The sequence below is a fragment of the Kitasatospora sp. NPDC001309 genome (genome assembly GCF_042896295.1).
In the GTDB taxonomy this organism is placed as follows: Bacteria; Actinomycetota; Actinomycetes; order Streptomycetales; family Streptomycetaceae; genus Kitasatospora.
Window position 1 is genome coordinate 22,619 of the sequence record NZ_JBIAXC010000050.1, and the last position, 12,311, is coordinate 34,929.

General features: G+C 72.6%; 11 protein-coding genes. 8 read left to right on the forward strand and 3 right to left on the reverse strand.

The window, feature by feature from the left end; genetic code table 11:
- On the reverse strand, positions 1-1,287 hold the full coding sequence (locus tag ACFY2K_RS35645) for a hypothetical protein (protein WP_387716823.1): 1,287 nt from the start codon (positions 1,285-1,287) through the stop codon (positions 1-3).
- Between the two features lie 231 nt (positions 1,288-1,518).
- On the opposite strand from ACFY2K_RS35645, the gene ACFY2K_RS35650 reads away from it, so the two are divergent.
- Positions 1,519-2,370 carry an alpha/beta fold hydrolase gene (locus tag ACFY2K_RS35650; RefSeq protein ID WP_380528462.1) on the forward strand — a complete coding sequence of 284 codons (852 nt, stop codon included), beginning with the start codon at positions 1,519-1,521 and terminating at the stop codon, positions 2,368-2,370.
- A 65-nt stretch (positions 2,371-2,435) separates the two neighbouring features.
- Here the strand turns inward: ACFY2K_RS35650 and ACFY2K_RS35655 are convergent, their stop codons facing one another.
- Positions 2,436-3,203: an alpha/beta hydrolase gene (locus ACFY2K_RS35655; protein WP_387716825.1), complete on the reverse strand. Its 768-nt coding sequence runs from the start codon at positions 3,201-3,203 to the stop codon at positions 2,436-2,438.
- Positions 3,204-3,571: 368 nt separating this feature from the next.
- Between ACFY2K_RS35655 and ACFY2K_RS35660 the strand changes: the two genes are divergently transcribed.
- The 4 genes from ACFY2K_RS35660 (at position 3,572) to ACFY2K_RS35675 (ending at position 5,872) form a co-directional block, all read left to right on the forward strand.
- Positions 3,572-3,922 carry a hypothetical protein gene (locus tag ACFY2K_RS35660; protein WP_380593874.1) on the forward strand — a complete coding sequence of 117 codons (351 nt, stop codon included), beginning with the start codon at positions 3,572-3,574 and terminating at the stop codon, positions 3,920-3,922.
- 179 nt (positions 3,923-4,101) lie between these two features.
- Positions 4,102-4,743 carry a dihydrofolate reductase family protein gene (locus ACFY2K_RS35665; protein ID WP_375893403.1) on the forward strand — a complete coding sequence of 214 codons (642 nt, stop codon included), beginning with the start codon at positions 4,102-4,104 and terminating at the stop codon, positions 4,741-4,743.
- A gap of 4 nt (positions 4,744-4,747) precedes the next feature.
- The gene (locus ACFY2K_RS35670; RefSeq protein WP_387716828.1) at positions 4,748-5,638 is read left to right on the forward strand and encodes an alpha/beta fold hydrolase; all 891 of its coding nucleotides are present in this window, start codon (positions 4,748-4,750) and stop codon (positions 5,636-5,638) included.
- Between the two features lie 6 nt (positions 5,639-5,644).
- On the forward strand, positions 5,645-5,872 hold the full coding sequence (locus ACFY2K_RS35675) for a hypothetical protein (protein WP_387716830.1): 228 nt from the start codon (positions 5,645-5,647) through the stop codon (positions 5,870-5,872).
- Positions 5,873-5,972: 100 nt separating this feature from the next.
- Here ACFY2K_RS35675 and polA read toward each other — a convergent pair whose 3' ends face one another.
- Positions 5,973-8,675 (reverse strand): DNA polymerase I, encoded by a 2,703-nt coding sequence (gene polA / locus ACFY2K_RS35680; RefSeq protein WP_375893451.1) that lies wholly within the window; start codon positions 8,673-8,675, stop codon positions 5,973-5,975.
- Between the two features lie 234 nt (positions 8,676-8,909).
- On the opposite strand from polA, the gene ACFY2K_RS35685 reads away from it, so the two are divergent.
- The 3 genes from ACFY2K_RS35685 to ACFY2K_RS35695 all read left to right on the forward strand — a co-directional run bounded on the left by ACFY2K_RS35685 (position 8,910) and on the right by ACFY2K_RS35695 (position 12,311).
- Positions 8,910-9,404 (forward strand): PaaI family thioesterase, encoded by a 495-nt coding sequence (locus ACFY2K_RS35685; protein ID WP_387716831.1) that lies wholly within the window; start codon positions 8,910-8,912, stop codon positions 9,402-9,404.
- Between the two features lie 620 nt (positions 9,405-10,024).
- Complete coding sequence (locus ACFY2K_RS35690; protein ID WP_380407947.1) at positions 10,025-11,266, forward strand: ABC transporter substrate-binding protein; 1,242 nt, start codon at positions 10,025-10,027, stop codon at positions 11,264-11,266.
- 115 nt (positions 11,267-11,381) lie between these two features.
- Entirely contained in the window at positions 11,382-12,311 is a 930-nt protein-coding gene (locus tag ACFY2K_RS35695; protein ID WP_375893396.1) for a branched-chain amino acid ABC transporter permease, read from the forward strand.

The window sequence follows — 12,311 nt, forward strand, 5'->3', positions numbered from 1 at the left end:
TCAGGAGAGCGAGAAGCCCAGCTGGTTCACCACCGGCGTCATCGGCACGTACAGCACCTGGGCGAAGCAGGTCGTCGGGTGCGCCGTCGATCCGGCCGGGCAGCCGACCTCCGACCCTCCGGCCACGATCACGCCGCGCGCCTCCATGTCGCCGTTCGCACCGGACGGGTTGGCCAGCACCGGGCCGCCGCTGTCGCCCTTCGCGCCGATCGCGCGCCGGTCTCCGCCCTTCGACTCCGCGACGTCCACCGGCTTGATCCTCGTCCCCTCGTCGTTCGTCGTCTCGACGTCGACCTTCTTGACCTGCACGTCGCACGTCCACCCCGACTGGGCGCCGCTCAGGCAGACGAGGTCCCCCACGTTGTTGCGCCCGGCCCCGTAGGTGTGCCGTGAGGAACCGCCGCGGTCCGACCAGGCGCCGTCGTAGAACCGGCCGGCGCCGTCGCCGTTGATCGCGACCGTGCCGACGTCCAGCCCGTCGCCGATCGCGGACAGGTCGCCGATGTACGCGCCGGTGCCGTTGTAGTACCGGCCGTTGCCGCAGTGCGCGGCGGTCAGCAGCACCTTGGTCCGGCCCTTCCACCCGCTGAACGCGGTCGAGCAGAACGCGGACTTCCCGGTGTTGACCTCGGCGCCCGCGTAGTACGGCGCGCCGTCGGAGTGCCGGCTGCCGGACAGCGCCGCCGGGGCGCCCCCGACGGCGGCCGTCACCGGCATCCCGGCGAGCTCGGCGGCCCGCCGGGAGTACGCCCGCTCGCTCGCGTCGCCCCCGGTCAGCCGCGCGGCCGCCGTCGGCGCGTACGTGATCGCGATGGCGGCGCCGTCCTCCTGCGGGCCGATCGACGTCCAGGCCCCGGGCGCCACGGCGGCGGTGAACCGGTCGATCGCGGCGCGCATCTCCGCCCGGGAGTACGGGCTGTAGTGCACGTCCACGGTGTAGCCGGGGTCGGCGTGCGCGTCGAGCAGCCTCCGGACCTCGGCCGGGGCCTCGCCCTTCCAGTAGAGGTCGGCGTGCTGGTCCGACGCGTCGATCACCGTCCCGGCATAGCCGTCCGCCGCCGGGGCGCCGGACTCCACCCAGTCCTGCACCGGGTCCGTCATCCGGTGGAGCTTCTGCTGGGCCTGCGGATCACGCAGCACCGGCAGGCTCACCGAGCGGACCGGCCGGCCCGGCCCGCCCGGTGCGTCCGGTGCGTCCGGTGCGTCCGGTACGGCATCGGCGGCGGCGAGGGCACCGGCGGTCACGGCGGACAGGGCCAGGGACAGCAGCAGACGGGAGCGGCGCATACGCGGTCCTTCGACGGGGCTGGCGGGCCGGCACCCAGCCTAGGGACCGATCGGCGCTCCGCCGTGCCCGGAAGGCGCGCGCCGGGATGACACCGGCGCCCGTAGGAGCCGCCGCGCCCCCTGGCCCGTCCCGCCCGGGGTGGACCACCCGGGATCCGGGGATCCGCCGTCGCCCGACCCGGCCGCGTGGTCTGATCATCTTGTTGACGTGCTACCGACAGGAGCTGACCCGTGTCCTCACCCCTCCCCACCGCCGTACGCCTGAGCGTCGGCCGGCACACCTTCGACGGGCTGGCCGCCGGGCCCGCCGACGGCGAACTCGTCCTGCTGCTGCACGGGTTCCCCGAGTTCGCCGACTGCTGGAGCGCCGAGCTGACCGCCCTGGCCGCGGCCGGCTACCGCGCGGTGGCCGTGGACCAGCGCGGCTACTCCCCCGACGCCCGCCCCGCGGACATCGCGGACTACGCCGTCGAACTGCTGGTCGCGGACGCCCTCGGCTTCGCCGACGCCCTGGACGCACCACGCTTCCACCTGGTCGCCCACGACTGGGGCGGCCTCGTCGCCTGGGCGCTGGCCTCCACCCACCCCGAGCGGCTGCACAGCCTGACCGTGCTCTCCACCCCGCACCCCGAGGCGCTCTACGCGGCCCTGAACAACGGCGGCGACCAGCGCGAACGCTCGCAGTACATAAGGGAGTTCCGCCTGCCGGAGCACGCGGCCGAGCAAGCCGTGCTGGCCGACGACGCGGCCCGGCTGCGGGCGATCTACCGGGACGTACTGCCGGCGGAGCTGGCCGAGTCCAACGTCCGACGGCTGACCGAGCCCGGAGTGCTGACGGCCGGGCTCAACTGGTACCGGGCCGTCAACGAGGAGCTCCGGATCCCGGCCGGCGAGATCACCGTCCGCACGCTCTACGTCTGGGGCACCGAGGACCGGGCCCTGGGCCGCGACGCCGCGGACCTGACGGCCGCGCACGTGAGCGCCCCGTACCGGTTCGTGGCCCTGGAGGGCGCCACCCACTGGCTGCCGGAAGCCAACGCCGACCAGGTCGTACCGCTGCTCCTGGAACACCTCGCGGGCTGAACCGGCGCGGGAGGTCGACGGGGCCGACTTCCCGCGCCGGGCGTCCCGCGCCGGGACCGTACGGGTCAGGCCGACGGGGCGGCCGGGCGGCCGAGGTGCCGGGCGAAGAAGCGGGCCGCGCTGTCCGCCTCGAACCGGGGGAGGTCCTTGTGCCTGCCCGCGTTCACGTGCAGGGACTTCTCCGTCGAGGCGAAGGCGTCGAACAGCGCGAGGCCCTCCTCGCGCGTGATGTGCTCGTCGTCCCACTGGAGGTCGAACTCGATCGGGACGGTGATCCGCTTCGCCTGCTCGGCCAGGGTGTCGGGCCAGTGCTGGCCGAAGACGGCGGCGGAGACCCTGGGTTCGCCCGCCACGAAGGGGATCCCGATCGCGGTGCCCATGTTGATGCCCCAGAAGCCGACCGGCCCGTCGGCGCCGATCTCCGGGAGCTCCTGGAGGGCGTCCAGCAGCGCCCGGTACTCGGGCACGGCCTGCTCCGCCAGGTGGTCGTTGTAGCGCACGACGATCGGGCCCTCCGGCTCGCCCGCCGCCCGGGCCGCGTACAGGGCGGCGATCTCCGCCTCGTCGTGCGCCGTGCGCGGCCGGTCGCCGTGACCGGGTGCGTCGACGACGGCGACGTGGAAGCCGCAGCCGGCCACCAGGAGTCGGGCCCGGCCGGACATCGCCGGGTGCTTCTTGTGGTTGCCGCCGCCGTGGGCCATCAGGACCAGGGGCGCGCGGTCGGCCGCGCCGGAGGCCGGCGACCAGAGGACACCGGGGACTTCGCCCAGGGTGAAGTCGCGCTCAAGGACGCCGTTCGAGGACGACTGCGCGGTGAAGTGCGGAGAGTGCACGAGGTGTTGCCTTTCGGGAGTGCCTGGCTGTCGAAGCGCTCCCGGCGACACCTACGTCAATCGCCCGACCGTGACGAGCGGGGGAGCACCCATATGGGTCCAGCGTTCATGGGTCTCACCTCCTCGGGCGGTTGCACGGTCACCCGGAAGCTACCAGCCCGGGCGATCATCCCTCAACCCCTTTTCCCACCCGTGCGCACCGGACGTCGGCCCGGTCGACTTCCCGCTCCGCGGCCACAACTCCGCAGGGCCGACCGCTCTTTCGGGGGAACTCCGGGCCGACCTCGGGACAGCCGTGACCGCCCCCGGTCAAGGTGGCACCGGGCCCTCCCCGGGCCCGCCTGATCCCTCGGAGGAAGGGCACCCCCATGCGCGTCTCCCCGTCCCGGCTCGTCCGCACCGGCGGCACCATCGGATCGATCGCCCTGGCGACCGTCCTCGCGACCGCCGCCACGGCGGCCTCCGCCGGCCCCACGTCCTTGCAGATCGACGACGGCACCACCGTCAGCTCCCGGCAGGTCACGGTCGGGCAGTGCGTCAACCCCTCGCTGACCACCCACATCCAGAGCATCGCCGTGGGGAACCGGGCGGGCAGCGGCAGCGCCACCGTCTTCCAGTCCCGCAACTGCACCGGCACCGTCATCCGGCAGGGCCGGAGCCCCCTGTTCTTCAACCCGCCGACCTCGATCGGCTCCGTCCGCATCGACTCCGCCCCCTGACCACCCGACCCCGCGAGGACGGCCCGGCACGGGAAGTCGGCCCCGCCGACTTCCCGCGCGGGGCCGTCCGTGTCCGGCCTGCTCGATGGTGAAACCGGGTGTCGGCGTGGCGATGAGTTTTCCGGCCCCGACCGGTCTACATCTCGACGGGACCGACCGACCTCACCAGGAGTACAGCCATGGGCCTCATCCACATCGAGATGTTCGCGACCCTCGACCTCGTCGGCCAGGCGCCCGGCGGGCCCGACGAGGACCCGGAGGGGTTCCCGTACGGCGGCTGGCAGGCGCCGCTGCTGAACGAGGCCACGGGGGCGCAGATCCTCGCCGCGTACGAGGGCACGGACGCGCTGCTGCTCGGCCGGCGCACGTACGACCTCTTCGCCGCCTACTGGCCGCAGCAGAAGGAGGGCGAGATCGCCGAGTTGTTCAACCGCGTCCCGAAGTACGTGGCCTCCCGGGGCACGACCGGGCTCCCGTGGGCCGGCTCCACCCGGCTGGGCCCCGACCTGGCCGGCGCGGTGCGCGAGATCCGCGACCGGCACGAGCACGTGAAGGTCGTCGGGAGCCTGAACCTGGTGCAGACCCTCCTGCGCGAGAGGCTCTTCGACCGCCTCGACCTCTGGGTGCACCCGATCGTGCTCGGCGTCGGGAAGAAGGTCTTCGAGGAGGGCGCGGTGCCCACGAACCTCACGCTCCTCGAACCCCCGGTGGCCGGCCCCCAGGGCACCGTCTACCTGCGGTACGGGCTCGCCGAGGGCACGCCCAGGACGGGCGACATGAGCCTGCCCGACCGCGGTCTCGGGGACGACGGGGCCCGGTGACCCGATGACCGCCGCCCACACCGCCGTGCGCGCCGCCGTCCACGCCAACGGGGTCGTCTCGGGCACCGAGTCGTTCGGTGCCGACGACGCGCCGCTCGTCCTGCTCGTGGGCGGGCCGACGATGCTGTCCTGGCCCGACGCCCTCTGCGAACGCCTCGCCGCCGGCGGGCGCCGGGTGGTGCGCTACGACCTGCGCGACAGCGGGGCGTCGACGACGGTGGACCCGCAGGCGCCCGGCTACACCCTGCGCGACCTCGCCGCCGACGCCGCCGCCCTGGCCGGCGCGCTCGGCGGCGCGCTCGGCGGCGGCGGAAGGCCCGCGCACCTCGCGGGGATCGGCGTCGGCGGCATGGTCGCCCAGGTGGCCGCGCTCGACCACCCGGGGGCGTTCTGCGCCCTCACCCTGGTCGGCACCCGCGCGGTCGCCCCCGGCCCGCCCGACGACGACCTCCCCGACCACGACCCGGCGACGATGAGCCGACTGTTCGCCCGTCCCGCGCCGGACTGGAGCAGCCGCACGGCGGTGGCGGAGTTCGCCGCCGCCGGCGCGGAGATCCTCGGCAACGACCCCGGCACCGCCCGCGCGACCGCCGCGCGCATCTGGGACCGTACGCCCGGCACCGCTCCCCCGGTCCAACTGGCCAACCAGCTGGGCCTGGTGTTCGCCTCGCTCGACTGCGCACCCCGCTGGCGCGAGCGCCTGCCCGGGATCCGGGTTCCCACGCTCGTCGTCCACGGCCGCCGCGACCCGTTCTTCCCCCTCGGCAACGGCGAGGCGCTCGCCCGCGAGATCCCCGGGGCCCGGCTGCTCGTCCTCCCGGAGGCCGCCACCGCGATCCCCGACGCGGCGGTCGGCGAGGTGACCGGGGCGATGCTCGCGCTCGGACCGGGGTGAGGCAGGGTGGGTGGGCACACTCGACGAACCGACCCCCCGGCCCCGGCCACCCGGGACGAACTGAGGCGGCTCTCCGACCGATACCAGCCCTCCCTCGACCGGGACGACCCGGGCGGCCCCTCCCCCTGGACCCCGGAGCGGTGGGAGTCGTTCCGCACCGCCGCCGACGCCGCCCTGGCGGCACTGCGCCACGACCTGGGCGCCGCCTGGACGGTCACGGACCGCAGGAGCTGAACCCGGGAGCGACGGGCGGAACGACGGACGGGAACGACGGGCGGCGGGCCCGGACACCCACCGTGTCCGGGCCCGCCGCCGACGACCGCAGCGCAGCGCGTCAGTGCGCGGCGGCCTCCCAGTCGGCGCCGACACCGACGGAGACGTCAAGCGGGGCGCGCAGCGGGTAGGCGCCGGCCATCTGCTCGCGGACGACGGCCTCGACCGACTCGCGCTCGCCCGGGGCGAGTTCCAGCACGATTTCGTCGTGCACCTGGAGCAGCATCCGGGACGTCAGCCCGGCGGCGCGCAGGGCCTCGTCGACCCGCAGCATGGCGATCTTGACGATGTCGGCGGCCGAGCCCTGGATCGGGGCGTTGAGGGCCATCCGCTCGGCCATCTCGCGGCGCTGGCGGTTGTCGCTGTTGAGGTCGGGCAGGTAGCGGCGGCGGCCGAGGAGAGTCTCGGTGTAGCCCGTCGCCCGCGCCTCCTCGACGACCCGGTGCAGGTAGTCGCGCACGCCGCCGAAGCGCTCGAAGTAGGTGTCCATCAGGCCCTGGGCCTCGGCGGGCTTGATGTTGAGCTGCTGCGAGAGCCCGTACGCGGAGAGCCCGTACGCGAGGCCGTAGGACATCGCCTTGATCTTGCGCCGCATCTCGGCGTCGACCGCCGCGCCCGGGACCTCGAAGACCTGGGAGGCGACGGTGGTGTGGAGGTCCTCGCCGGAGGCGAAGGCCTCGATCAGGGCCTCGTCCTCGGAGAGGTGGGCCATGATCCGCAGTTCGATCTGCGAGTAGTCGGCGGTGAGCAGCGACTCGTAGCCGGCCCCGACGACGAAGGCGCGGCGGATGGCGCGCCCCTCCTCGGTGCGGACCGGGATGTTCTGCAGGTTCGGGTCCTGCGAGGAGAGCCGGCCGGTGGCGGCGACCATCTGGTTGAAGGTGGTGTGGATCCGGCCCTGCGGGGAGACGGTCTTGAGCAGGCCCTCGACGGTGGTGCGCAGCTTGGCCTGGTCGCGGTGGCGCAGCAGGATGACCGGCAGTTCGTTGTCGGTCTGGGTGGCGAGCCAGGTGAGCGCGTCGGCGTCGGTGGTGTAGCCGGTCTTGATCTTCTTGGTCTTGGGGAGGGCGAGTTCGCCGAACAGGATCTCCTGCAGCTGCTTGGGCGAGCCGAGGTTGAACTCGCGCCCGGCGGCGGCGTGGGCCTCCTCGACGCAGCGCTGGATCTCGGCCGCGAACTGGGCTTCGAGCCGGGTGAGCCAGTCGCGGTCGGCGGCGATGCCGTGGCGCTCCATCCGGGCGAGGAGGGCGGCGATGGGCAGTTCCATGTCGTGCAGCAGCCCGGCGGCGCCGACCTCGGCGAGGCGGGTGTCGAAGAGCGCGGCGAGGTCGAGCACGGCGCGGGCCTGGAGCATGAGCGCCTGGGCGCGCGCGGCCTCGGCGTCGACGCCGTCGTCCTCGGGTGCGTCGAAGGCGAGTTGGCCGCTCTCGGCGGCGGGGGCGGCCGGGGTGAGCGAGCGGGCCAGGTACTCCTCGGCGAGCACCTCCAGGGTGAAGGTGCGGCGGCCGGGCTTCTCCAGGTAGGCGGCGAGCGCGGTGTCGGCGACGACCCCGGCGATCGTCCAGCCGCGTTCGGCGAAGGCCCGCATGACCTGCTTGGCGATGTGCAGGGCCTTGGGGGCGGCCGGGTCGGCGAGCCAGTCGGCGAAGGCCCGCTCGTCCTCCTCGGCGAGCTGCGCCGGGTCGAACCAGGCGGCGGAATCCCCGACGGCGAGGGCGACTTCGGTGACCTCGCCGGTGCCGAGGGCCCACTGGTAGACGGCGGCCAGCGCCACCGGGGCCTTGTCGTCGGAGGCGCGCTCGCGCAGCCAGGCGGCGAGCGTGCCCGGGTCGGTGAGGAGTTCGCCGTCGACCTCGACGCCGGGGGCGAGTTCGGCCTCGGCGGCCTCGGCGGCGCCGGCCGGGTCGATCCCGAACACCCGGTCGCGGAAGTTGGCGTTGCGGAACTCGAGCGACTCCATCAGGGTGCCGACGGCGTCCCGGTCGAAGGACTGCCGGGCCAGGTCGGGGACGCCCAGCGGGAGTTCGACGTCGCGGACCAGCTCGGTGAGCACCCGGTTGCGCTTGACCGAGTCGAGGTGGTCGCGCAGCTTCTCGCCGATCTTGCCCTTCACCTCGTCGGCGCGGGCGACGAGTTCGTCGAAGGAGCCGAACTGGTTGACCCACTTGGCGGCGGTCTTCTCGCCGACGCCGGGGATGCCCGGCAGGTTGTCGGACGGGTCGCCGCGCAGGGCGGCGAGGTCGGGGTACTGGCGCGGGGTGACGCCGTACTTCTCGGTGACCTTCTCCGGGGTGAAGCGGGTGAGCTCGGAGACGCCCTTGGTCGGGTAGAGCACGGTGACGTGGTCGGTGACGAGTTGGAGGGAGTCGCGGTCGCCGGTGACGATGTCGACGTCGTAGCCGGCCGCTTCGGCGGCGGTGGCGAGGGTGGCGATGATGTCGTCGGCCTCGAAGCCCTCGACCGTCATCCGGGGGACGTGCATGGCGTCGAGGAGTTCGCCGATCAGGCCGATCTGGCTCTTGAACTCGTCCGGCGTCTTGGCCCGGTTGGCCTTGTAGTCGGGGAACTCGGCGGAGCGGAAGGTCTGCCGGGAGAGGTCGAAGGCGACGGCGAGGTGGGTGGGCCGTTCGTCCCGGACGGTGTTGGCGAGCATCGAGGCGAAGCCGTAGACCGCGTTGGTGGGCTGTCCGGTGGAGGTGTTGAAGTTCTCCACGGGCAGGGCGTAGAAGGCCCGGTAGGCCATCGAGTGCCCGTCGAGCAGCATCAGCCGGGGTCGCGGGCCGGCCCCGCCGCCACCCGTCGCGCCCTTGTCCGTACTCTGCGTAGCCACGTCAACGTCCGTTCCTGCCGATTCCACTACCGGTCCCCGATCCTATGGCCCGGCACCGACAAAAGGGGCGCCGCGCCGGTCGGTCCTGGCCCGGTACCAGTGAGTAGGACGGTCGTACGATCACAGGCAGCACGACGACGTCACCCCAGAGCGGCAGGAGTTCCCCCGATGACCGACGCGGCCCCCGACACCGCCCCCGGCACCGCCACCGACGGCACCCCGGCCCCCGTCCTGAACGTCCCGCAGGACGTGCTGGACCACTTCGCCAAGCTCGGGGTGAACCCGGAGACCTTCTCCGGCGGCCACCTCGGCGAGAAGCTCGGCATCCGGATCGTCGAGGCCTCCGGCGACCGGGTCGTCGGCACCATGCCGGTGGAGGGCAACCAGCAGCCGTACGGGCTGCTGCACGGCGGCGCCTCGGCGGCGCTGGCGGAGACCCTCGGCTCGATCGGCGCGATGCTGCACGCCGGCCCGGGCCGGTACGCGGTGGGCGTGGACCTCAACGCCACCCACCACCGCTCGGCCACCTCCGGCCTGGTCACCGGCGTGGCGACGGCGGTGTTCAAGGGCCGCACCGCCGCGACGTACGAGATCGCGATCACCGACGACACCGGCAAGCGGATCACCAGCTGCCGGCTGACCTGCATGCTGCGCGACCTGTAACGGGCCCCCGGGAAGCGCGACGGCCTCCCCGGAGGGGACAACGGGCCTCCGGGCAGCAGCAGTTCACCACCTAGGACATCAAGTCTCTTTCCCGCCCCCTTGTTTGACCTTCCGCCACCCTGGGCAGGCGTTGGTCTGAACGAGGGGGCGCCGGCATGTCCGGACGCGCTCGGCGCGCCCCCAAACCTGTAACACTGCGTAACAGGTGGGAAATCCCAGCAGGTGACAGTTCCGCGGCCCCCGCGACGCGGAACCTCTTCGCCGCACCCCCGTCGTCCGAAATGCGGACGTGCACGGTCGAATGCAGTACACCGGACACCCCTGTCCGATTATCGACGCTGCCAGCTGCAACCCCCATTTCCGGCCCTTACATCCCTCCACCAGCGCGTAAACGCCCAGCAGTTCAGGATCGGTCGAACCGGAACGACCACATGCTGAGACAAATGCTCCGTGTGCTCATAACAAGAGAATCACAGCCTGCCCACAGCACTGCCCGAGCCGCCCAAGGGCATCTAGAGTCACGGCCAGTCACCGCGCCATCCGGAATGGGCCCGGCCCTCCGCGCATCCCGGCTCCCGCCACTCAGGCGCGGGCGCCTCCTGAACCGAATGGGGACCCTCGTGCGTCATCGTTCCGCAATTGTCGTGAGCATTGCCGTGATCGGCGCCCTCAGCCTCACCGCCTGCGGCTCCCGCGGCGGGAAGTCCGGCGACACCGCCGGCGGCAAGGACAGCGGCTCCACCACCGTCGTCATCGGCGTCGACGCCCCGCTCACCGGCGACCTCTCCGCCCTCGGCCTCGGCATCCGCAACTCCGTCGACCTCGCCGTCAAGAACGCCAACGCGACCAACGAGGTCCCCGGCGTCAAGTTCGAGGTCAAGGCCCTCGACGACACCGCCAAGCCCGCCCCCGGCCAGCAGAACGCCACCCAGCTCGTCGGCGACCCCAAGGTCCTCGGCGTCGTCGGCCCGCTCAACTCCAGCGTGGCCCAGTCCATGCAGCAGATCTTCGACGACGCGAGCCTCACCGAGATCTCCCCCGCCAACACCGGCGTCGCCCTCAGCCAGGGCGAGAAGTGGGCCAGCGGCGACAAGAAGCGCCCCTTCAAGTCCTACTTCCGCACCGCCACCACCGACGCCGTCCAGGGCCCCTTCGCCGCCCAGTTCCTCTACAACGACGCCAAGAAGACCAAGGTCTTCCTGATCGACGACCAGAAGACCTACGGCGCCGGCCTCGCCTCCACCTTCAAGGGCGAGTTCACCAAGCTCGGCGGCACCCTGGCCGGCGAGGAGCACGTCAACCCCGACGACCGCGACTTCTCCGCCATCGTCACCAAGGTCAAGGCCTCCGGCGCCGACGCCGTCTACTACGGCGGCGAGTACCCCGCCGCCGGCCCGCTCTCCCTCCAGCTCAAGGACGCCGGCGTCGCCATCCCCCTGATGGGCGGCGACGGCATCCAGAGCGGCGACTTCATCAAGCTCAACCCCAAGAGCCAGGGCGACTTCGCCACCGCCGTCGGCCTGCCCGTCGAGTCCCTCGACACCGCCAAGAAGTACATCGCCGACTACAAGGCCGCCGGCTACAAGGACGCCTACGAGACCTACGGCGGCTACTCCTACGACAGCGCCTGGGCCATCATCCAGGCCGTCAAGTCCGTCGTGACCAGCAACAACGGCAAGCTCCCCACCGGCGACGGCCTGCGCAAGACCGTCCGCGACGCCGTCCAGAAGGTCTCCTTCGACGGCGTCACCGGCAAGGTCTCGTTCGACGAGTTCGGCGACACCACCAACAAGCAGCTCACCGTCTACACCGTCAAGGACGGCAAGTGGGCCGTGGAGAAGTCCGGCACCTTCAACGGCTGACACACCGGCCGGCCCCACCGAACCACCAGCGCGCGGGGGCACCACGAGTGCCCCCGCGCGCCCCCACATCCACCACCCACGCGGACACCCCCGAACGCACTACGGAGGCCCAGCGGTGCACGACCTACCGCAGCAGCTGGCCAACGGCCTGATCCTCGGCGCCCTCTACGGGCTCGTCGCGATCGGCTACACGATGGTCTACGGCATCGTCCAGCTCATCAACTTCGCCCACGGCGAGATCGTCATGGTCGGCGGCTTCGGCGCCCTGACCGCCTACCTCGCCCTCCCCGGCGGCACCACCCTGTGGCTGGCCCTACCCCTCATGCTGATCGCCGGCATCCTGGTCTCCACCCTCACCGCCGTCGCCGCCGAGCGCTTCGCCTACCGGCCGCTGCGCAACGCCCCCCGCCTCGCCCCCCTGATCACCGCGATCGGGCTGTCCATCTTCCTCCAGCAGCTCGTCTTCTCCTTCTACCCGGACGCCAAGAAGGCCAGGGTCTTCCCCAAGCTCCCCGGCGACCCGTTCAGCCTCGGCTCCGTCACCATCCAGCGCAGCGACATCTTCCTGATCATCGCCGCCCCGCTGTGCATGCTCGCCCTCGGCTGGTTCGTCACCCGCACCCGCTCCGGCCGCGCCATGCAGGCCACCAGCCAGGACCCCGACACCGCCAAGCTGATGGGCATCGACACCGACCGCATCATCGTCATGGCCTTCGCCATCGGCGCCGCGTTCGCCGCCGTCGCCGCCGTCGCCTACGGACTGCGCAGCGGCCAGGTCGACTTCCGGATGGGCTTCATCCTCGGCCTCAAGGCCTTCACCGCCGCCGTCCTCGGCGGCATCGGCAACATCTACGGCGCCATGCTCGGCGGCCTCGCCCTCGGCCTCGCCGAAGCCCTCGCCACCGGCTACATCCAGCACCTGCCCGGCATGCACCTCTTCGGAGGCGGCGCCTGGAAGGACGTCTGGGCCTTCGTACTCCTCATCCTCGTACTCCTCGTCCGGCCACAGGGCCTGCTCGGCGAGCGCGTCTCGGACAGGGCGTGA